At 61.2% G+C, this 21139-nt stretch carries 18 protein-coding genes; 10 read left to right on the forward strand and 8 right to left on the reverse strand.

The annotated features are described in order from the left end of the window. Nucleotides 1–50: 50 nt before the first annotated feature. Nucleotides 51–1052, reverse strand: coding sequence for a type I glyceraldehyde-3-phosphate dehydrogenase (gene gap, locus L8K08_RS22235; RefSeq protein ID WP_083356951.1), 1002 nt, complete (start codon nucleotides 1050–1052; stop codon nucleotides 51–53). Nucleotides 1053–1273: 221 nt separating this feature from the next. Between gap and edd the strand changes: the two genes are divergently transcribed. From edd to L8K08_RS22255, 4 genes are all read left to right on the forward strand, one after another. Beyond that, nucleotides 1274–3100: a phosphogluconate dehydratase gene (gene edd / locus L8K08_RS22240; protein WP_145165418.1), complete on the forward strand. Its 1827-nt coding sequence runs from the start codon at nucleotides 1274–1276 to the stop codon at nucleotides 3098–3100. Then, nucleotides 3097–4053, forward strand: coding sequence for a glucokinase (locus tag L8K08_RS22245; protein WP_242199939.1), 957 nt, complete (start codon nucleotides 3097–3099; stop codon nucleotides 4051–4053). Before edd ends, L8K08_RS22245 begins: the two co-directional genes overlap by 4 nt. 153 nt (nucleotides 4054–4206) lie before the next feature. Next, a complete protein-coding gene (locus L8K08_RS22250; RefSeq protein WP_242199941.1) occupies nucleotides 4207–4941 on the forward strand; it encodes a response regulator transcription factor in 735 nt (244 codons plus the stop codon). After that, a complete protein-coding gene (locus tag L8K08_RS22255) occupies nucleotides 4931–6400 on the forward strand; it encodes an ATP-binding protein (protein ID WP_214247088.1) in 1470 nt (489 codons plus the stop codon). The genes L8K08_RS22250 and L8K08_RS22255 overlap by 11 nt, the downstream gene beginning before the upstream one ends. 124 nt (nucleotides 6401–6524) lie before the next feature. On the opposite strand, the gene L8K08_RS22260 is transcribed toward L8K08_RS22255, so the two are convergent. Next, nucleotides 6525–7451 carry an AraC family transcriptional regulator gene (locus L8K08_RS22260; protein ID WP_242199943.1) on the reverse strand — a complete coding sequence of 309 codons (927 nt, stop codon included), beginning with the start codon at nucleotides 7449–7451 and terminating at the stop codon, nucleotides 6525–6527. Nucleotides 7452–7778: 327 nt separating this feature from the next. On the opposite strand from L8K08_RS22260, the gene L8K08_RS22265 reads away from it, so the two are divergent. Together L8K08_RS22265 and L8K08_RS22270 are read left to right on the forward strand one after the other, a co-directional pair. After that, the gene (locus tag L8K08_RS22265; protein WP_242199945.1) at nucleotides 7779–8120 is read left to right on the forward strand and encodes an antibiotic biosynthesis monooxygenase family protein; all 342 of its coding nucleotides are present in this window, start codon (nucleotides 7779–7781) and stop codon (nucleotides 8118–8120) included. A 44-nt stretch (nucleotides 8121–8164) separates the two neighbouring features. After that, on the forward strand, nucleotides 8165–8413 hold the full coding sequence (locus L8K08_RS22270; protein ID WP_242199947.1) for a hypothetical protein: 249 nt from the start codon (nucleotides 8165–8167) through the stop codon (nucleotides 8411–8413). 125 nt (nucleotides 8414–8538) lie between these two features. Here the strand turns inward: L8K08_RS22270 and L8K08_RS22275 are convergent, their stop codons facing one another. Next, nucleotides 8539–9171 carry a flavin reductase family protein gene (locus L8K08_RS22275; protein ID WP_242199949.1) on the reverse strand — a complete coding sequence of 211 codons (633 nt, stop codon included), beginning with the start codon at nucleotides 9169–9171 and terminating at the stop codon, nucleotides 8539–8541. Between the two features lie 194 nt (nucleotides 9172–9365). Here L8K08_RS22275 and L8K08_RS22280 point away from each other — a divergent pair, with 194 nt between their 5' ends. Then, complete coding sequence (locus L8K08_RS22280) at nucleotides 9366–10121, forward strand: hypothetical protein (protein ID WP_242199950.1); 756 nt, start codon at nucleotides 9366–9368, stop codon at nucleotides 10119–10121. Between the two features lie 122 nt (nucleotides 10122–10243). Here L8K08_RS22280 and L8K08_RS22285 read toward each other — a convergent pair whose 3' ends face one another. The 4 genes from L8K08_RS22285 to L8K08_RS22300 form a co-directional block, all read right to left on the reverse strand. Next, on the reverse strand, nucleotides 10244–11563 hold the full coding sequence (locus L8K08_RS22285) for an MFS transporter (protein WP_145165403.1): 1320 nt from the start codon (nucleotides 11561–11563) through the stop codon (nucleotides 10244–10246). A gap of 286 nt (nucleotides 11564–11849) precedes the next feature. After that, on the reverse strand, nucleotides 11850–13175 hold the full coding sequence (locus L8K08_RS22290; RefSeq protein WP_106578357.1) for a sigma-54 dependent transcriptional regulator: 1326 nt from the start codon (nucleotides 13173–13175) through the stop codon (nucleotides 11850–11852). Further along, nucleotides 13169–14935: an ATP-binding protein gene (locus tag L8K08_RS22295; RefSeq protein WP_242199951.1), complete on the reverse strand. Its 1767-nt coding sequence runs from the start codon at nucleotides 14933–14935 to the stop codon at nucleotides 13169–13171. The genes L8K08_RS22290 and L8K08_RS22295 overlap by 7 nt, the downstream gene beginning before the upstream one ends. Before the next feature lie 338 nt (nucleotides 14936–15273). Beyond that, nucleotides 15274–16797: a fumarate hydratase gene (locus L8K08_RS22300; protein ID WP_005790979.1), complete on the reverse strand. Its 1524-nt coding sequence runs from the start codon at nucleotides 16795–16797 to the stop codon at nucleotides 15274–15276. Between the two features lie 215 nt (nucleotides 16798–17012). Here L8K08_RS22300 and L8K08_RS22305 point away from each other — a divergent pair, with 215 nt between their 5' ends. Together L8K08_RS22305 and L8K08_RS22310 are read left to right on the forward strand one after the other, a co-directional pair. Further along, a complete protein-coding gene (locus L8K08_RS22305) occupies nucleotides 17013–17945 on the forward strand; it encodes an iron-sulfur-binding ferredoxin reductase (protein WP_242199952.1) in 933 nt (310 codons plus the stop codon). A gap of 30 nt (nucleotides 17946–17975) precedes the next feature. Further along, the gene (locus tag L8K08_RS22310) at nucleotides 17976–18725 is read left to right on the forward strand and encodes an enoyl-CoA hydratase-related protein (protein ID WP_242199953.1); all 750 of its coding nucleotides are present in this window, start codon (nucleotides 17976–17978) and stop codon (nucleotides 18723–18725) included. Between the two features lie 195 nt (nucleotides 18726–18920). Here the strand turns inward: L8K08_RS22310 and pyk are convergent, their stop codons facing one another. Then, nucleotides 18921–20372 carry a pyruvate kinase gene (pyk, locus tag L8K08_RS22315; protein WP_106578361.1) on the reverse strand — a complete coding sequence of 484 codons (1452 nt, stop codon included), beginning with the start codon at nucleotides 20370–20372 and terminating at the stop codon, nucleotides 18921–18923. A 175-nt stretch (nucleotides 20373–20547) separates the two neighbouring features. Here pyk and L8K08_RS22320 point away from each other — a divergent pair, with 175 nt between their 5' ends. Beyond that, nucleotides 20548–20922: a hypothetical protein gene (locus L8K08_RS22320; protein ID WP_106578362.1), complete on the forward strand. Its 375-nt coding sequence runs from the start codon at nucleotides 20548–20550 to the stop codon at nucleotides 20920–20922. The last annotated feature ends 217 nt before the right edge of the window (nucleotides 20923–21139 follow it).

Here is a 21139-nt window from a genome sequence, read left to right on the forward strand (position 1 = left end):
AAACCGAGGTGATGCTATCGCAGGCAAGCCAGCTCCCACACAAACCGGGCTTACTCCGCGTTGCACAGCGCCAGGCAGTTATCCAGCATCCGGTTGGAGAAACCCCACTCGTTGTCGTACCAGGCCAGCACTTTCAGCAATTTGCCGCTGACCTTGGTGTGATTGGCATCGAAAATCGACGACAGCGGGTTATGGTTGAAGTCACTGGAAACCAGCGGCAGGGTGTTGTAGCCGAGGATTTTCGAGTGCTGACTGGCTTCTTTGAGCAGCGCGTTGACTTGTTCGGCGGTGGCTTCTTTCTTCAGCTCCACGGTGAGGTCGACCAGCGACACGTTGATCACCGGTACACGCACCGCCATGCCGGTCAGCTTGCCCGCCAGTTCCGGCAGCACCAGGCCCACCGCTTCAGCGGCGCCAGTCTTGCTTGGGATCATGTTCTGGGTGGCCGAGCGCGCGCGGTACGGGTCGGTGTGGTAGACGTCGGTCAGGTTCTGGTCGTTGGTGTAGGCGTGAATGGTGGTCATCAAGCCGTTCTCGATGCCCAGCTCGCGGTGCAGCACCTGAGCCACAGGCGCCAGGCAGTTGGTGGTGCAGGAAGCGTTGGAGATGATCTGGTGCGATTGGCGCAAAATGTCATGGTTCACCCCGTATACCACCGTGGCGTCTGCGCCTTTGGCGGGGGCCGAGATGATTACCTTGCGCGCGCCGGCGGTAATATGAGCGGCAGCCTTGTCACGGTCGGTGAACAGACCGGTGCATTCAAACACCACGTCAATCTTGTGCGCAGCCCACGGCAGGTCAGCGGGGTTGCGAATGGCACTGACGGCAATCCGGTCACCATTGACGGTCAGGCTTTCCTGATCGTGGGCAACCTCTGCTTCGAAAGTACCGTGTACGGTGTCGTATTTGAGCAGGTGGGCATTGATCGAACTGTCGCCCAAATCATTGATGGCGACGATCTGCAAATCCTGGCGGTAGCCTTGGGTATACAGTGCGCGCAGGACATTACGGCCGATACGGCCAAAACCATTGATTGCGATACGAAGAGTCATTGGAAAGTGCCTGTCGTCGATTTGTTGTAAGAATTACAAGATTATTCGCATAAAAATAGAAAACAAGCCTTTTTAGTGGCAATATTTTGTTCAATCTACAACGAGTGACCTGAATCAACTGGTCCGATGATACAAACGACACCCTGCCATCCCATGAGCTGCGGGCGTTTGATCAGCATAGGAACGAGGGTCGCCACATCCGTTAGCCTGGAGTTCTACACATGCATCCCCGCGTAATTGAGGTCACCGAACGGCTTATCGCCCGCAGTCGTGCAACCCGCGAGGCTTACCTTGCGCTCATTCGCGGCGCCGCCAGCGACGGCCCGATGCGCGGTAAGCTGCAATGCGCCAACTTCGCCCACGGCGTGGCGGGCTGCGGCACTGAAGATAAAAATAGTCTGCGCATGATGAACGCCGCCAACGTGGCGATTGTTTCCTCATATAACGACATGCTCTCGGCGCACCAGCCGTACGAGCATTTCCCTGAACAGATCAAAAAGGCCCTGCGCGAAGTCGGCTCGGTCGGCCAGTTTGCCGGCGGCACGCCTGCCATGTGCGATGGCGTGACCCAAGGCGAACCCGGCATGGAGCTGAGCCTGCTCAGCCGTGAAGTCATTGCCATGTCGACGGCGGTAGCGCTGTCCCACAACATGTTCGACGCCGCGCTGATGCTGGGCATCTGCGACAAGATCGTCCCCGGCCTGATGATGGGCGCGCTGCGCTACGGTCACCTGCCGATGATCTTTGTGCCAGGCGGCCCGATGCCCTCGGGCATCTCCAACAAGCAAAAGGCTGACGTGCGCCAGCGCTACGCCGAAGGCAAGGCCACCCGCGAAGAGCTGCTGGAATCGGAGATGAAGTCCTACCACAGCCCCGGCACCTGCACCTTCTACGGCACCGCCAACACCAACCAGCTGCTGATGGAAGTGATGGGCCTGCACTTGCCGGGCGCCTCGTTCGTCAACCCGTACACGCCGCTGCGTGATGCGCTGACCCGCGAAGCCGCGCACCAGGTCACGCGCCTGACCAAAGCCAATGGCAACTTCACGCCGATCGGCGAGATCGTCGACGAAAAATCCATCGTCAACTCCATCGTCGCGCTCAACGCCACCGGCGGTTCCACCAACCACACCCTGCACATGCCGGCCATCGCCATGTCGGCGGGCATCATCCTCACCTGGCAGGACATGGCCGACCTCTCCGAGGTGGTGCCGACCCTGTCCCACGTGTATCCAAACGGCAAGGCCGACATCAACCACTTCCAGGCGGCGGGCGGCATGTCGTTCCTGATCCGCGAACTGCTCGAAGCCGGCCTGCTCCACGAAGACGTCAACACCGTGGCCGGCAAGGGCCTGAGCCGTTACACCCAGGAGCCGTTCCTGGTCGACGGCGAGCTGATCTGGCGCGACGGCCCGATCGAAAGCCTCGACGAAACCATCCTGCGCCCCGTGGCCCGTGCATTCTCGCCGGAAGGCGGCTTGCGCGTGATGGAAGGCAACCTCGGCCGTGGTGTGATGAAAGTCTCCGCCGTCGCCCCTGAGCATCAGATCGTCGAAGCGCCGGCCGTGGTGTTCCAGGATCAACAGGATCTGGCCGACGCCTTCAAGGCCGGTGAGTTGGAAAAAGACTTTGTCGCGGTGATGCGCTTCCAGGGCCCGCGCTCCAACGGCATGCCTGAATTGCACAAGATGACGCCGTTCCTGGGTGTATTGCAGGACCGTGGCTTCAAAGTGGCATTGGTAACAGACGGGCGTATGTCCGGCGCGTCGGGTAAGATCCCTGCCGCGATTCACGTCAACCCCGAAGCTCAAAGCGGCGGGCCGCTGGCGCGGGTCAAAGATGGCGATATCATTCGCGTGGATGGCGTGAACGGCACCTTGGAGCTTAAGGTGGACGCCGAAGAATTCGCAGCGCGCACGCCTGCCACGGGCCTGTTGGGCAACAACGTGGGGGCGGGGCGTGAGCTATTTGCATTTATGCGCTTGGCCGCAAGCTCCGCAGAGCAGGGCGCCAGCGCCTTTACCTCTGCCTTGGAGACGCTTAAGTGAAGCTTGCGCTGGTCGGTGACATCGGTGGTACCAACGCCCGTTTTGCGTTGTGGCGGGATCAGGAGCTGCACTCGATCCGCGTGCATGCCACCGCGGATCACCACAGCCCTGAGGAGGCCATCAAGGTCTACCTCAAGGAAGAAGGCCTGGAAATCGGGGACATCGGCGCGGTATGCCTGTCGGTGGCCGGGCCAGTGAGTGGCGATGAATTTAAATTCACCAACAATCACTGGCGCCTGAGCAAAGCTTCATTCTGTAAAACCTTGCAGGTGGATGAGCTGCTATTGGTCAATGATTTCACGGCCATGGCCCTGGGCATGACTCGCCTCAAGCCCGACGAATTTCGCGTGGTCTGCGAAGGCACGCCGGAACCGCTGCGCCCGGCGGTGGTGATCGGGCCGGGCACCGGCCTTGGCGTCGGCACCTTGCTGGACCTGGGCGAAGGCCGATATGCGGCGCTGCCGGGCGAGGGCGGCCACGTTGACCTGCCGCTGAGCAGCCCGCGTGAAACCCAGCTGTGGCAGCACATCTACACCGAGATCGGGCACGTCAGTGCCGAAACCGCCTTGAGCGGCGGCGGCCTGCCACGGGTGTACCGCGCGATTTGCGCGGTCGACGGGCACACGCCGGTGCTGGACACGCCCGAAGCCATTACGGCAGCCGGCCTGGCCGGGGACCCGGTGGCGATCGAAGTGTTGAACCAGTTCAGCATCTGGCTGGGCCGCGTGGCCGGCAACAACGTGCTGACCACCGGTGGACGCGGTGGCGTGTATATCGTGGGCGGGGTCATCCCACGGTTTGCCGACTTCTTTATCAACAGCGGTTTTGCCAAGAGCTTCAGCGACAAAGGCTGCATGAGCGATTACTTCAAAGGCATTCCGGTGTGGTTGGTGACCGCGCCGTATTCCGGGTTGACTGGGGCGGGTGTGGCGCTGGAGCAGGCTTTTGCGTAGGCAGTGATGGCCTCTTCGCGAGCAAGCCCGCTCCCACATTCAACCGCATTCATCCAGTTGGAATGAGTTTAAATGTGGGAGCGGGCTTGCATGCGATAGGGCCTCAAGGGCAACAGATGACTCAAGCTTGGCCATAACAACAAGGAGGACCCCGTGAGCGTAATCAGTAAATCGATTCTCCTCGTCGACGACGACCAGGAAATCCGCGAATTGCTGCAGACCTACCTCAGTCGCGCCGGCTTCCAGGTGCGTGGCGTGCCGGATGGTGCAGGGTTTCGCCAGGCGATGAACGAGGCGCCGTGCGATTTGGTCATCCTCGATGTGATGCTGCCCGACGAAGACGGTTTCAGCCTCTGCCGCTGGATTCGCCAGCACCCGCGCCAGGCGCAGGTGCCGATCATCATGCTCACTGCCAGTTCCGACGAAACCGACCGCGTGATCGGCCTGGAGCTGGGCGCCGACGACTACATCGGCAAGCCTTTCAGCCCGCGCGAGCTGCAAGCGCGCATCAAAGCCCTGTTGCGCCGCGCCCAGTTCGGCCAGGAACGCAGCAGCAGCGGCGATGTGTGGGTGTTTGATGAATGGCGACTGGACATGATCAGCCATCGCCTGTTTCACGTGGACGGCGAAGAGGTGATTCTTTCCGGCGCCGACTTTGCCCTGCTCAAACTGTTTCTCGATCACCCGCAACAAATTCTCGACCGCGACACCATTGGCAACGCCACCCGTGGCCGCGACCTGATGCCGCTGGACCGTATCGTCGACATGGCCGTGAGCCGCTTGCGCCAACGCCTGCGCGATACCGAAAAACCCCCACGGCTGATCCGCACCGTGCGCGGCAGCGGTTATCAACTGGCAGCCAGCGTGGTTGCCGGCAATGCCCACTGAGCATTTAAGCGAACGCCGCCGCCGTTTCCCGGTGCCGCGCTCGCTGCTGGGGCGGATGTTGCTGCTGACCTTGCTCGCGGTGCTGTTCGCCCAGGCACTGTCCAGCGTGATCTGGGTCTCGCAATTGCGCGCCACCCAGCTCGAAGGCCTGGTCACGAGCGCCCGCAGCCTGGCGCACTCGATGACGGCCAGCGTGAGTTATTTCCGCTCGTTGCCAGTGGCCTACCGCCCGCTGGTGCTGGACCAGTTGCGCAGCATGGGCGGCACCCGTTTTGTGGTGACCCTCAACGACCGACCTCTGGATATGCAGATATTGCCGCAGACCCCGCGCAAACAGGCGGTGCTGCAAGCGGTAGACGAAGTATTGCGTCAGACCCTGGGCGGCGACGTGCATATCTCGGTGGAGTTCGTCAGTGCCGAAGACCTGCGCATTTTCAACGCTGGCCTGAAGCTCGATGAACTGCCGCGGTCCTGGGCGCATTACGCGTTGACCCTGGAACCGGTGAATCCGCCGGTGCTGGTCACGCAGATCCAGCTGGCGCCGGGCGAATGGCTGTACATCGCCTCGTTGTTGCCCGAGCCCTACACCAGCCTTGAAGAACAGGGCCTGCCGTCGCAGCAGGTGTGGTTTATCGTGCTGACCAGCGGTTTTCTATTGTTGTTTATCGGCCTGCTGGTGCACTGGCAAAGCCGACCGCTCAAGCGTCTGGCGCGGGCGGCGCGTGATATGTCCCTGGGCGCGGATGTCGAGCCGGTGGCCGAAGGCGGCGGCAGCGAAGTGGTGGAAGTGGGCCGTGCGTTCAACGCCATGCGCGAACGTATCAGCCGGTACCTGACCGAGCGCAGCCAATTGTTCAGCGCGATTTCCCACGATTTGCGCACGCCGATCACCCGCTTGCGCCTGCGCGTGGAACTGCTCGAAGACGAGAACCTGCAAGCCAAGTTCGGTCGCGACCTAGATGAATTGGAGCTGCTGGTAAAGGGCGCGCTGCAATGCGTGAAAGACACTGACATCCACGAAAACATCGAGCCGGTCGACCTCAATCACGTCCTTGATTGCCTGGTGGAGCCGTACCTGGCGCCCAACGGCAATGGTCGCATCACCCAGGATGGCCGCGCCCTGGCGCCGTATGCAGGCAAGCCGCTGGCGCTCAAGCGCTGCATCGGTAACCTGATCGACAACGCGTTGAAGTACGGGCAGAACGCGCATCTGCACATTGAAGACGATGGCGCGGAATTTATCCTGCACGTCGACGACGAAGGCCCCGGCGTGCCGGAGCAGCGGCTGGAGCAGGTGTTTGAACCGCACTTTCGGTTGGCCGGGCAGCAGCAGGGTTATGGTTTGGGGTTGGGTATTGCGCGCAACATCGCCCACAGCCATGGCGGTGAGGTGAGTTTGCAGAATTTGCGCGAGGGTGGTTTGCGCGTCACATTGCAGTTGCCCCGGACCTTGGACTAAAGAACACCAAGGTTCAAATGTGGGAGCTGGCTTGCCTGCGATGGCGGTGCATCAGTCGAACATTCGCTGCCTGACCCACCGCCATCGCAGGCAAGCCAGCTCCCACAATGATACTTGTGGTGGGTCAGATACTTTGGCGCATTCTCGCCAGGTCCCGCAGCGGCGGCGCCCCAAACAGCCGGCTGTACTCGCGGCTGAACTGCGACGGGCTTTCATACCCAACCCGATACCCCGCCGCCGAGGCTTCCAGCCCTTCGGCAATCATCAAACGCCGCGCTTCCTGCAGGCGCAACTGCTTCTGGTATTGCAGCGGGCTCATCGCGGTGATCGCCTTGAAGCGGTGGTGCAACGTCGAGACGCTGAGGTTTACTTCGCGGGCCAGGTCATCAATACGCAGCGGCTGTTCATAGTTGCCGTTCAGCCACTTGATGGCCTGGCTCACCCGATGGCTCTGACTGTTGGCCACGGCGATTTCATACAGCCGGTAACCCTGCGGCCCACGCAGCAAGCGGTAAAGAATCTCGCGGTTGATCAACGGCGCCAGCATCGCGATGTCTTTGGGCGTATCCAGCAGGCGCGCCAGGCGCAGCACGGCGTCAAGCAATTGAGTGTCGATGCGGTCGACGTACATGCCGCGCGAAGTCGGACGCGAGGGCACGCCCATCGGCCCGGCCTCGGCGATCAGCGCGGTGAGTTGGGCCGGGTCGATATTGATGCGCACCGACAGGTTGGGATCTTCCGGCGTGGCATCGATGATCCGCCCTGCCACCGGCATCGCCACGGAGAACACCAGGTAGTTGAGCGGGTCGTAGGCGAAGATTTCGTCAGCCAGGCGTACTTCCTTGCTGCCGCTGGCGAGGATGCACAGTGCAGGTTCCACCAGCACCGGCATGAAGTCGCGCGGCGTGTTGTGGCGGTTGAGGAACAACGAGGTGATCGCCGTGCCGTAGGAGCCATCTTCCCAGGTATGCCGGTGCACGATGCTGGCGAGTTCGGCGCGCTGTTTTTCCGTCTCGGCATCGAGAGGAATGGACTTATGTTCCGACGACATGACGTGTCCTCTACAAGCTTTTTGATGGGATCAGCTTAGCGGCGGCTTTTGAGAAAGTGTTACGTCGATCCTGCACAATCCTTGCCTGATCCTGCGATAAGTCGCGAATCAGGCAAGTGCAGTGCCTGTCATCTGCCTGAAACACTGAACATGGCCATGGAATAAACCCCCGGGGCCAAACGTCTTATCTACGCCTCTGGCAGGATTGTGCAATAAGCCGGCAGGAATTGACTAACCGCGCCCGCACCCGCGCCGTTATCTTTGATCCTGTGGCAGCACGCTCTCACAGTGCTTGCCGAGCATCACTTCTCAACGGGAGAGTCGAACATGTCCACCCCCATTCCCGCGAGCCATATGGCCTTTATCCGTGCCCGTACCGGGTGCAGCACCGAACTCGGTGCACGCTTGAGCAGTTTGATCGAACCGGGCCGTCAGGCTCAGGGTTGCCTGCAATTCTCGTTGCAGCATTCCCAAGTGGATCCCGATGTGTGGCTGATCTGCGGCTTCTGGAGCAGCGAGCAGGCGATGAGCGCCTACTTCAACTCGCCCGCCTTGATGGTCTTCACCGAGCTGTTGAACGACATGGTGGTGCGCAGCATGGACTTCCAGACCTTTACTGATGCATCCGCGGCGCATGCCTACGGCGAGTACCTGCAACTGGCCGGTTGAGAAGGTTAGAATGGCCGACTTTCCCATTGGCCAGGACCTGCAACATGGCACGTAAAGAGTTTGCCCACCACGAAGCCGTTTCCGCCTTGGTGCGTGAAGAAGAGGGTGGCTACAGCGCCGCCATCGCCGTCAAGGCACTGGATGGCATGGGCGCCCCCAGGTTTCACAAGATCCTTGAAGGCCACACGTTCAAGACCGCTGACGACGCCGACGATGCGGCTGCCGCGCAATTGCAGCGGTTGGTCGACGTGGACGAAGACGGGCAATTGACCTGGTCACCTGCCGCTGACTAATCAACACCACCGATCCAAATGTGGGCGCGGGTTTGCTCGCGAAGGCGCAGTGTCAGTCACCGAAAATATTGACTGATCCACCGCCTTCGCGAGCAAGCCCGCTCCCACATTTTTTTGCCTTTCACTCAGCGCTGAGTGGCGCCTGGCCGATACATCTTGAACAGTGCCTGCGGCCCCAGCTGGAAGTAATCCGCCGGCCCACCGCCGCGCAAGATCGGCTCCGCGGCGGCCGTGTCATAGATCCCATCCTTGAGCAGCCACTTGGCAATGTGCACCGCGACCACCTCGCCCAACACCAGCCAGCTCGGCACCAACTCTTTGTCGGCGCGCTGCAGCTGAATAATCTGCGTCACCTTGCATTCGAACGACACCGGGCTTTCGCCCACGCGCGGCACGCCGACAATTTTCGAGGCGACTGGCGTCAGGCCGGACAGCTCGAACTCGTTGACCTCTGGCGATACTGCCGCGCAACTCTGGTTCATCTGTTCGGCCAACGGGCGAGTGGCCAGGTTCCACACAAACTCGCCGGTCTGTTCGATGTTGTTCAGGCTGTCTTTGCGCCCGACGCTGGAAAACCCAATGATCGGCGGAATGTAATTGAATGCATTGAAAAAGCTGTAGGGCGCCAGGTTCAGGCGGCCTTCGCGGTCGTGGGAAGAAATCCAGCCAATCGGCCGTGGCCCGACGATGGCATTGAACGGGTCATGGGGCAGGCCGTGGCCATTGGCGGGTTCGTAGAAATGGATATCGTCAGACATGGGCCGGGGTTCCTGCTGCGGGGGGCTGTGAGGTAGCCATAGTGCAATCCATGACGGCGAATTTCCATTGGCCGGATGGAATTTTCATTGATTGCCCACCTATTTTTCACAGCGTCCCGTTCAGTCTGCGCGCCAGGTCGACACCCCCTATACGTCGGCCCAATGCACGACTGAGCTTCGGAGCCTTGCGCACAATGAACAAACTTCCTCAGATCACCCTGGCGTTCTGGGTCATGAAAATCTGCGCAACCACCCTGGGCGAAACCGCCGGGGATTTGTTGTCGATGACCCTGAATGTCGGCTACGCCATCAGTTCGATGATCTTGATCAGCGTATTTCTCGTCACCCTGGTGACCCAGCTCTGGTCGAAAACCTACAACCCGGTGCTTTACTGGATCGTGATTTTGTCCACGAGTACCGCCGGCACGACGATGTCGGATTTCATGGACCGCACCTTGGGCCTCGGGTACGCCACCGGCTCGATGATCCTGATCGTGATCCTGATGATCATCTTCGCGTTGTGGCACCTCAGCGGTGATTCGCTGAACGTGAACAAGGTCCAGACCTTTCGAGGCGAGCTGTTTTACTGGATGGCGATTCTGTTCTCCAACACCTTGGGCACCGCGCTGGGTGACTTCCTGGCGGACGACTCCGGGTTGGGTTTTGCCGGTGGCGCCTTGCTGATCGGCTCGGCCATTGCGGTGGTGGTAGCACTTAAATACTTCACCCAGATTTCTTCGGTGCTGTTGTTCTGGGTGGCGTTTGTGCTGACTCGGCCGTTCGGTGCGACCCTGGGCGATTTCCTCACCAAGCCCCATGAAAAGGGCGGGCTGGATTTCGGCACCATCGGTTCATCGGCGGTGTTGGCGGGCGTGCTGGTGGTGATGATTGCCGGGGCGTCGTATGCGCAGCGCCGGTACGGGCGCCGGCAGCCCGTAGAGCTGACCTGACGCTGTTTATGAAACGCTGAAGACCAAAATGTGGGAGCGGGCTTGCTCGCGAATGCGGTGGATCAGTCAGAGCAACATCGACTGACACTGCGCTTTCGCGAGCAAGCCCGCTCCCACACTGTTTAGTCCGTGGTAATCCGCGAATGCTTGCGGGTGTCTTTCATGGTCACGTAGACCACCAGCGACACCGCAATACAGGCCGTCACATACCAGTAGTAGCCGGTTTCCATGCCAATGCTCTTAAACCACAGCGCGATGTATTCAGCCGTACCGCCGAAGATCGACACGGTCAGCGCATATGGCAGGCCCACCCCCAAGGCACGGATTTCCGTAGGGAACAGCTCGGCCTTCACCACCGCATTGATCGAGGTGTAGCCGCTGACGATGATCAGTGCCGCCATGATCAGGAAAAACGCGCCCCACCAGGTCTGGATGGTGTGCAGGGTGGTGAGGATCGGCACGGTAAACAAGGTGCCAAGGATACCGAAGGCGATCAGGATCGGCCGGCGGCCAACCTTGTCCGACAGCCCGCCGACAATAGGTTGCAGGCACATGAACAGAAACAGCGTGGCCGCCGAAATGGTGGTGGAGTCGGAAATGCTCATGCCCACCGTGTTCACCAGGTATTTCTGCATGTAGGTGGTGTAGGTGTAGAACGCCAGGGTGCCGCCCATGGTCAGGCCGACCACGGTCATCAGTTCCTTGGGGTGGCGCATCAAGGTGCGCATGGCGCTTTCCTTGGCCTTTTCCTTTTTGGTAAACGACTCGGTTTCTTCCATGCCACGACGCAGGTACAGCGCGACCACTGCGCACAGGGCGCCGATGGCGAACGGGATGCGCCAGCCCCAGTCGTACAGTTGTTCGGTGGTGAGCACCTGTTGCAGCACGATCAATACTGCCAGCGCGATGAGTTGGCCGGAGATCAGCGTCACGTATTGGAAGCTGGAGAAGAAGCCGCGACGTTCCTTGGTCGCCATTTCGCTCAAGTAAGTGGCCGAGGTACCGTACTCGCCACCCACCGACAAACCTTGCAGCAGGCGGGCGAACACCAGCAGGATCGGTGCGCCGACGCCGATGGTTTCATAACCCGGGCTCAGGGCGATGATCAGTGAGCCGAAGCACATCAACAGCACCGAAGCCATCAAGGCCGCTTTGCGACCGGCACGGTCGGCGTACAGCCCCATCAGCCAGCCACCGATCGGGCGCATCAGGAAGCCCACGGCGAAGATCGCGGCGGTGTTCAGCAGTTGGGCGGTAGTGTCGCCTTTCGGAAAGAAGGCCTTGGCGAAGTACAGCGAGAAGGCGGCGTAGACGTACCAGTCGTACCACTCGACCATGTTGCCGACCGAACCGCTGAAAATCGATTTGATCCGGCTGGAAGTACTGCGTTCTTTTGCCGGCGCAGCCGCCGACCCCAGAGGCAGGGAGTTGGAGTTATCCATTGAAGGATCCTTCATCTAGTTGTTTTTATGGAGCGTGCTTGAGCACTGCCTGGCTGGGGCTATAGCAGGAGCTGTGCCAGGTGGGTGAAGGCCCGGAATAGAAGGGGTACAAGATTTTATTGAGCGGAAATTTGCTGATGATTTTCAGGTGATGAGCGGAAATCCGCTTATGGCTGCTGTCCTTATCGGGGGCAAGCCCCCTCCCACATTTTGATTTGTGAACACGCTCAAGTGTGGGAGGGGGCTTGCCCCCGATAGCGGCCTGCCAGTCAACACAACGATTGGCCTAGAGAAACATCTCCCGCACCAACCCATGCCGCTGCATCTTTTCATTGAAGGTGCGACGGGGCAGCTGCAGCTCCGCCAACACCGCCTTGATATCACCCTTGTGGCGCACCAGCGCCGCTTTCAGGCAATGCGCTTCGAAGGCTTCCTGCTGCGCCGCCAGGGATTGCCCGGCCTCGATACCTTCCGGCTCCGGTTCACCCAGGCCCAGCACTTGGCGCTCGGCGACGTTGGCCAGTTCACGCACATTACCCGGCCAATCATGGCTGAGCAGGCGCCCCAGTTGCGCGCCGCTCAAGGGCTCGGCGCTGCGGCCCAGGCGCTCGGCGGCGCTGTGGGCAAAGTGGTCGAACAGTAGCGGAATGTCTTCGCGGCGCTCGCGCAGAGGTGGCAGGCGCAGCTGTGCGACGTTCAGTCGGTAGGCCAAATCTTCGCGAAAGCGCCCGGCGCGCGCCTCTTCCAGCAGGTCCGGCTTGGTGGCGGCAATGATGCGCAAGTCCACGTGAATGCTTTGGTTGGAGCCCAGTCGCTCAAGCTTTTGTTCCTGCAATACGCGCAGCAACTTCACCTGCTGGGCCAGCGGCATGCTCTCGATTTCATCCAGGAACAGCGTGCCGCCATGGGCATATTCCAGCTTGCCAATACGCTTGCCTTGGGCTCCGGTGAACGCGCCACTTTCGTGGCCGAACAATTCGGCCTCAAACAACTGCTCGGGGATGGCGGCGCAGTTGAGCGCTACAAACGGCTTTTTTGCGCGCGGGCCAAAATCGTGCAGGCAGCGCGCGACCAGCTCTTTACCGCTGCCGGTCTCGCCACGGATCAACACATTGACCGGCAGGTTCGCCAGGTCGAGCACCTGACGTCGCAGGTTCTGCAAGCCTCGGGACACGCCCAGCAGGCTCGATTCGAGCTGCGCGCGATGGTCGGCCTGTTGATGCAGACGACGGTTTTCTAGGATCAGCCCGCGTTTGTCCAGGGCGCGGCGCAGGCTGTTGAGCAAGGCGTCGGGGCTGAAGGGCTTTTCCAGAAAGTCATAGGCGCCGTCGCGCATCGCTTCCACCGCCATCGGCACATCGCCGTGGCCGGTGAGCAGAATCACCGGCAAATCGGCATCCCGGCGTTGCACTTCGGCCAGCAGTTCCAGGCCGCTGAGCCCGGGCATGCGCACATCGCTCAAGATCACTCCGGCAAAGTCCCTGGGCAGGTGCGCCAGGCATTCCTCGGCGCGGCTGAACAACTGCACGTCAAACCCTGACAGGCTCAACCATTGTTCGACGGCCGTGCGAATGCTGGCTTCGTCATCGACCACAATCACGGCGTTCAACATAGGTCGGGCGTCTCCAGCGCAATCGGTAAGGTCAAGGTGAATATTGCGCCGTCGCCACGGTTGCCGGCGAGCAGGCGCCCGCCCAGTTCATGCACGATAGCGTAGGACACCGCCAGCCCGAGGCCGAGGCCGTCTCCGACGGGTTTGGTGGTAAAGAACGGGTCGAACACGCTGCTCAAGTGTTCTTCTGCAATGCCGCCGCCGCTGTCGCTGACGGTCAGTCGCCACAACTGCTGGTCGGCGTGCAGGCGGATCTCCAGGCGTTTGCGTGGCTTGTCGGCCATCGCATCCAAGGCGTTGCGCAGCAGGTTGATCAACACCTGCTCCAGGCGGATGGCATCACCGCGGACCCAGGCGGGGCGGGCCAGGTCCAGCACCACGCCGATGGCTTCGTCGCGCAGGCGCGCGTCGAGCAAGTGCAGGGATTGGTCGACGACGGTGGCCACGTCGAGCTTTTCGCGCAAGCCGCTGGGGCTTTTGCGCGCGAAGGTCTTGAGGTGGCCGGTGAGTGCGGCCATGCGCGTGAGCATGTCGTCCAGCGGTGTGAGCGCTTGGTAGGCATCGTCCACGCGGCCGTGGTCCAGCAGCAGGCGCAGAGTCGCCAACTGCATGCGTTGGGCGGTCAGCGGCTGGTTGATTTCATGGGCGAGTGCGGCGGACATCTGGCCCAGTGCCGCCAGTTTGGCCGATTGCACCAAGCCATCCTGGGCCGTGCGCAGCGCCTGGGTGCGCTCCTCCACAAGCTGTTCCAACTCTTCGCGGCTGCGCTGGCGCAGGCGGGCCAGGCGCCAGCGTTGGGTCAGGAACAGCACCAGAAACACCAGCGCCAGCCACGAGCCAGCAGCGGCGAGGCCGGCGTTGCGCTGATCCTCAAAGGCGAACTGCGGTTTGCGCAGCAGGTGCAGGGTCCAGCCTTCGGCCTTCAGTGGCAGGGATTCCCAGATGTAGTTGGCATTGCCGTCAGGGCCATTGACGCGCATCAGGTGGCTGTTTTCATCGAAGCGCTGCAGCGTCTGGGTTTGCAGGGGCTGTAATTGCTTTTTATCGTATTGGCGCGTGGCCTTGAGTTCGGCAAGGTCGCTGGCCGACAGCGGCCGCAGGTTGCGATAACGCCAGCCCGGCTGGTTGGCGATAAACACGATGCCGCGCGCGTCGCTGACCAGCAGCAGGTCATTGCCCTGGGCCCACTCACGTTCAAGTTCGGAGAGTTCGAGCTTCACGACCATGGCGCCGAGAAACTGCTCATGTTCATCGACCACCGCGCTGGAGAGGAAGTAACCCGGAATGCCGGTGGTTACCCCAACCGCATAAAAACGCCCGGTGCCTTGGCTTAAGGTCTGGCTGAAATAGGGGCGAAAGGCGTAGTTGTGGCCGACATAACTGCTCGGCAAGTTCCAGTTACTGGCGGCCACGGCCAGGCCGTTGCGGTCCATCAGTTCCAGGGTTGAGGACTGTGCTGCGCCGTTGATGCGCTCCAGTTTGCGGTTGAGCAGGTCTTGGGTGGTGGCGTCGAGCGGGCCTTTCAAGGCGCTGATCATTTCCGAATCCAGCGCCAGTACGGCGGGCAGGGCGCGGTAGCGTTCGATCAGGGTGTGCAGGGAATTGCCATAGAGCGTGAGCTGTTGATTGGCGCGGGCGGCGTCATCCACCAAGGCTTGGCGTTCGGCATGGCGAGTGGCCAACGCAGCGGCCAGCACCGCTCCGGCGATGATCAACAGGGAATAGAAGGTCAGGCGCAGGGGGCGTGGGATCGCGATCATACGGTGATGAACAGGCACGGTAAGGGGTGAGCACCATAGCATGCACGCCGTTCAGTTTGTGGCGAGCGGGCTTGTTGTGGCGAGCGGGCTTGCCCCGCGTAGGGGGGGCGAAGCCGCCCTAAAAACTGCCCCCGCGATAGGCCTGGCACACTGCGGTGGCCTTATTGGGGCGGCTTCGCCACCCAACGCGGGGCAAGCCCGCTCGCCACAACCAATCCCTCTAGCCACAACATGCCCTCCAGCCGCAACAGACCCCACTGGCCCGAAGGAATGAGTCGGCCATAAAAAAGGCGACTGGGCCATGGGCCGCAGTCGCCTTTATCCTCGCAGTGAAGTGCTTACTGCACTTCTACCGCCAGGCTTTCACTGATCTTTTTCTGCCAGATGGCAGGACCGGTGATGTGTACGGATTCGCCCTTGCTGTCCACCGCAACGGTGACCGGCATGTCCTTCACGTCGAACTCGTAGATCGCTTCCATGCCCAGTTCGGCGAACGCGACTACGCGCGACTTCTTGATGGCTTGCGCCACCAGGTACGCCGCACCGCCCACAGCCATCAAGTACACGGCTTTGTGGTCCTTGATCGCTTCGATGGCGGTTGGGCCGCGCTCGGATTTGCCGATCATGCCCAGCAGGCCGGTCTGCTCGAGGATCTGACGGGTGAACTTGTCCATCCGCGTGGCGGTGGTCGGGCCAGCCGGGCCAACCACTTCTTCGCGCACCGGATCAACCGGGCCGACGTAGTAGATGAAGCGACCCTTGAGGTCTACCGGCAGGGTTTCGCCCTTGTTCAGCATCTCGACCATGCGCTTGTGCGCCGCGTCGCGGCCAGTGAGCATCTTGCCGTTGAGCAACACGGTTTCGCCTGGCTTCCAGCTTTGCACTTCTTCCGGGGTCAGCGTGTCGAGGTTGACGCGGCGGGCCGATGGGCCGGCTTCCCAGACGATTTCCGGGTAGGCGTCCAGCGATGGCGCCTCCAGCGACGCCGGGCCCGAACCGTCGAGCACGAAGTGTGCGTGACGGGTAGCGGCGCAGTTGGGGATCATGCACACCGGCAGCGAGGCGGCGTGGGTCGGGTAGTCCATGATTTTCACGTCGAGCACGGTGGTCAGGCCACCCAGGCCCTGGGCGCCGATGCCCAGTTGGTTGACCTTCTCGAACAGCTCCAGGCGCATCTCTTCGATACGGTTCTGCGGGCCGCGCTTTTTCAGCTCGTGGATGTCGATGGATTCCATCAACACTTCCTTGGCCATCACCGCAGCTTTCTCGGCGGTGCCGCCGATGCCGATGCCCAGCATGCCCGGTGGGCACCAGCCGGCGCCCATGGTCGGAACGGTCTTGAGCACCCAGTCGACGATCGAGTCGGACGGGTTGAGCATGGCCATTTTCGACTTGTTCTCGGAACCGCCGCCCTTGGCTGCCACGTCCACTTCCACGGTGTTACCCGGGACGATGGAGTAGTGGATCACGGCCGGGGTGTTGTCCTTGGTGTTTTTACGCGCACCTGCCGGGTCGGCGAGGATCGATGCACGCAGGACGTTTTCCGGCAGGTTGTAGGCGCGACGCACGCCCTCGTTGATCATGTCGTCCAGGCCCATGGTGGCGCCATCCCAACGTACGTCCATGCCCACGCGCACGAACACGGTGACGATACCGGTGTCCTGGCAGATCGGGCGATGGCCGGTGGCGCACATGCGCGAGTTGATCAGGATCTGCGCAATGGAGTCACGGGCTGCCGGCGATTCTTCGCGCAGGTAGGCTTCGTGCATCGCCTGGATGAAGTCAACGGGGTGGTAGTAGGAAATGAATTGCAGGGCGTCGGCAACGCTCTGAATCAGGTCGTCTTGCTTGATCACGGTCATGAGTCGCGCTCCTCTATAAGGGAACATTCAATAAAGGTGGCTCAGTGGGGTACATCGGTCGGCTGAGTCCACCTTTCCAAGGCACGCCGTAGGTGCAGGCGCGACGCTAAAAAGGCGCGGCAGTATAACCCGGCGCGGTGGCCGATACACCCGACTATGGTCAAACTGTCGCAGGCATGATTCCCTGTGCGCGCCCCTTCTGATTGAGACCTTATATGCCTGAACTGCACGTCGGCGAACGCCACTGGTCGGTAGCCACCGGCAGCAACTTGCTGGATGCCCTGAATCTGGCGGGTGTGGCCGTGCCTTACAGTTGCCGGGCGGGCAGTTGCCATGCGTGCCTGGTGCGCTGCCAGGGTGCGGTTGAGGACAAACAGCCCGACGCCTTGAGCCCGGCGCAACGTCAGCAGGGGTGGCGCTTGGCGTGCCAATGCCAGGTTGTCGGGGACGTGCAAGTCGAAACGTTCGACCCGCTGCGTGACGGTTTGCCCGCCAAGGTGGTGGGCGTCGACTGGTTGAATGCGAGTGTGCTGCGCCTGCGCTTGCAACCGGAACGTGGCCTGCGTTATCGCGCCGGGCAGCATCTGGTGGTGTGGGCGGGACAGGTGGCGCGGCCCTATTCGCTGGCGAGCTTGCCCCAGGAAGATCCGTTCCTGGAGTTTCACCTCGATTGCCGTCAGCCCGGTGAATTCATAAATATCGCCCGCCAGTTGCAACTGGGAGACGACCTGCGCCTGGGCGAATTGAGGGGCGGGGCGCTGCAATACGATCCCGACTGGCATTCGCGGCCGCTATGGCTGCTGGCCGCCGGCACCGGGCTTGGGCCGTTATGGGGCGTGCTGCGCGAGGCGTTGCGCCAGGATCATCAGGGCGCCATCCGTGTGATTCACCTGGCTCATGATGCCGACGCGCATTACCTGGCCGAGCCCCTGGCGCAGTTGGCTTTGCAGCATCCAAACGTCACCGTGGAGCTGTGGACTGCGGCTGAGTTGACCCAGGCATTGGCGCAACTGCGGCTTGTTTCGCGGCAAACTCTGGCCTTACTCTGCGGGCACCCTGTCAGCGTCGAGGCGTTTTCCAAGCGCTTGTTCCTGGCCGGTCTGCCGCGCAATCAACTGCTGGCCGATGTGTTTGTGCCCCGTGGTTGAGCGCTGATTTCTACAGCCGCGAGATCCACCATGACCGACGCCATCCTGCTGCAACGCGAACGCGGGCTGCTGACCTTGCAGCTCAACCGCCCGGACAAGAAAAACGCCCTGACCCGCGCCATGTACACGCAATTGGCCCACGCGTTGGAGCAGGCCGATGCGGACCCAGACATCCGTGCCGTGCTGATTCAGGGCAGCCGTGAGTGTTTTACCGCCGGTAATGACATCGGCGATTTCCTCGAACAGCCGCCCAGCGACCTCGACAGCCCGCCGTTTCACTTTATGAAAAGCCTGCTCAATTGCCGCAAACCAGTGATCGCCGCTGTGGCCGGCGCGGCGGTGGGCATCGGTACGACTCTGCTGCTGCACTGCGACTTGGTCTATATCAGCCGCGACGCGCGCTTGCGCATGCCATTCGTCAACCTTGGGCTGTGTCCGGAGTTTGGCTCAAGCCTGATCCTGCCGCGATTGCTGGGGCATGCCAAGGCGGCTGAGCTGTTGCTGCTGGGCGAGGGATTCACTGGTGAGCAGGCGGCCGCGTGGGGCATTGCCACGCAGGCGTTGAGCGGCGGTGAAGCGGCGCTGGCCAAGGCGCGGGAAGTGGCTGAACGCTTTGAAACCCTGGCGCCGGGCGCAGTGCAAGTCAGCAAACATTTGATGAAAAGTGTAGATCGCGAGCAGTTGCGCCAAGTGATTGAAGAGGAGGGGGCTTTGTTTACGCAGCGGTTGAAATCGCCGGAGGCGATTGCGGCGTTGTCGGCTTTTGTCACCAGGCGCTAGATTTTGTCGATTGTTCTGACGTCTTCGCGAGCAAGCTCGCTCCCACATTCGAGCGCGTTTCTTCAGCGTGTACGCGGTCAAATGTGGGAGCGGGCTTGCTCGCGAAGAGGCCAGTGACGCCAACACAACCGCCAGCCTGACATGCAAAAAGCCCCGCCATTCACATGGCGGGGCTTTTGTTTTTCAGCCTGTCACTCAGACCATTGGGTCGCCAACGTGCAGGATCTTCATGCCGTTGGTGCCACCGATGGTGTGGTAGCTGTCGCCCTTGGTCAGGATGACCCAGTCGCCTTTCTCCACAACGCCGCGCTTGATCAGCTCGTCGATGGCAGCCTGGCTGACTTCATGCGGCGGCAACGAGGCCGGGTCGAACGGCACGGTGTACACGCCACGGAACATGGCCGCACGGGCCTGGGTTTCGCGGTGCGGGGAGAACGCGTAGATCGGCACCGAGGAACGGATGCGCGACATGATCAACGGCGTGTAGCCACTTTCGGTCAAGGCGATGATCGCTTTAACGCCCGGGAAGTGGTTGGCAGTGTACATGGCTGCCAGGGCGATGCTCTGGTCGCAGCTTTCGAACACTTTGCCGATGCGGTGGCTGGAGGTCTTGCTGGTCGGGTGCTTTTCGGCACCGACGCAGATCCGCGCCATGGCTTGTACGGCTTCCAACGGGTACGGGCCGGCAGCACTTTCAGCCGAGAGCATCACGGCGTCGGTGTAGTCGAGCACGGCGTTGGCTACGTCGGACACTTCGGCGCGGGTTGGCATCGGGTTCTGGATCATCGACTCCATCATCTGGGTCGCCACGATCACCGCTTTGTTATGGCGGCGGGCGTGCAGGATGATCTTTTTCTGGATGCCGATCAGCTCGGCGTCACCGATTTCCACGCCCAGGTCGCCACGCGCAACCATTACAGCGTCGGAAGCCTTGATCAGGCCGTCGAGGGTTTCGTCATCGGCAACGGCTTCGGCGCGTTCGATCTTCGCTACCAGCCAGGCAGTACCGCCGGCTTCGTCGCGCAGTTTACGGGCGTATTCCATGTCGGCCGCGTCGCGCGGGAAGGACACCGCGAGGTAGTCCACTTCCATTTCGGCGGCGAGCTTGATGTCGGCCTTGTCTTTTTCAGTCAGCGCCGGCGCCGTCAGGCCACCGCCGCGACGGTTGATGCCTTTGTGGTCGGACAGCGGGCCACCGATGATCACGGTGCAGTGCAGTTCGGTCGGGGTGGCGGTGTCGACGCGCATGACCACGCGGCCATCGTCCAGCAGCAGTTCGTCGCCGACGCCGCAGTCCTTGACCAGATCCGGGTAGTCGATACCCACGACTTGCTGGTTGCCTTCGGTCAGCGGATGGCTGGTGGAGAAGGTGAACTTGTCACCGATCTTCAGCTCGATACGCTTGTTGGCGAATTTGGCGATACGGATTTTCGGGCCTTGCAGGTCACCCAGCAGCGCCACGAAGCGGCCGTGCTTGGCGGCCAGGTCACGCACCAGCTTGGCGCGAGCCTTGTGCTCGTCCGGGGTGCCGTGGGAGAAGTTCAGACGGGCAACGTCCAAACCAGCCAGAATCAGCTGTTCGAGGACTTCCGGCGAGTTACTGGCCGGGCCAAGGGTGGCGACGATTTTGGTACGACGGACGGACATGCACAGACTCCTGAGTTCAAGCGCTGGAGAAGGCTACTATGCTCTTTCGTTGTAGTCATTGTTCGTTTGCACTACTTATCGACGATTGGCTTGTTTTTGCAGCGGTTGAATAGACGAACATCCTTGAAGATTTTCGACGAGGGGTCGATACACTGCTCAAGACAGGAGAACCCCCATGCGAATTTTGCTCGTTGCTGCCCTAGCCGTCAGTGTTGTCGGCTGTACCCGCTGGTCGATGGACCACCATTTGAACAACGCTTACCGTGCTTATGGGGTGGGTGATTGCGAGCGCGTCACGCTGGAATTGTCCCAGGTTGACCGCGAGAGCCGCACCCGTCGCTATGTGCAACCGGAGGTCTCGATGTTGCGCGGCCAATGCCTGGAGCGACAGAAATTGTTTGTGGATGCTGTCCAGACCTATCAATTCATCATCAGCCAGTACCCGACAAGTGAGTACGCCTACCGTGCGCGAGCCAGGCTCGACACCCTGCAACAGTTGGGGCATTACCCCGGCGCCAGTGCTGCACAGACACGGCCGGCGTCGTTGTAATGATATTTGTCATGCTATAGCTGGCCCGTCGCCAGTCTTGAGCTATCCTTTGGATGTTCGTTTGTACAAGTTTCTATTCGAACGAATGCGAGGCCCGGATTCGGCAGTTGTTTAGTGACCATAGCGACGTCTGTTGGCACACCGAGATCCAGGGAGAGCGAGCCATTGGCTCGTTCCGAATCACTGGACCGGCCAGGGCATGGCCATTGGATGGCGA

It is taken from the genome of Pseudomonas sp. TREG-RG-20F-10-E-6-01 (genome assembly GCF_022662455.1).
GTDB lineage: Bacteria > Pseudomonadota > Gammaproteobacteria > Pseudomonadales > Pseudomonadaceae > Aquipseudomonas.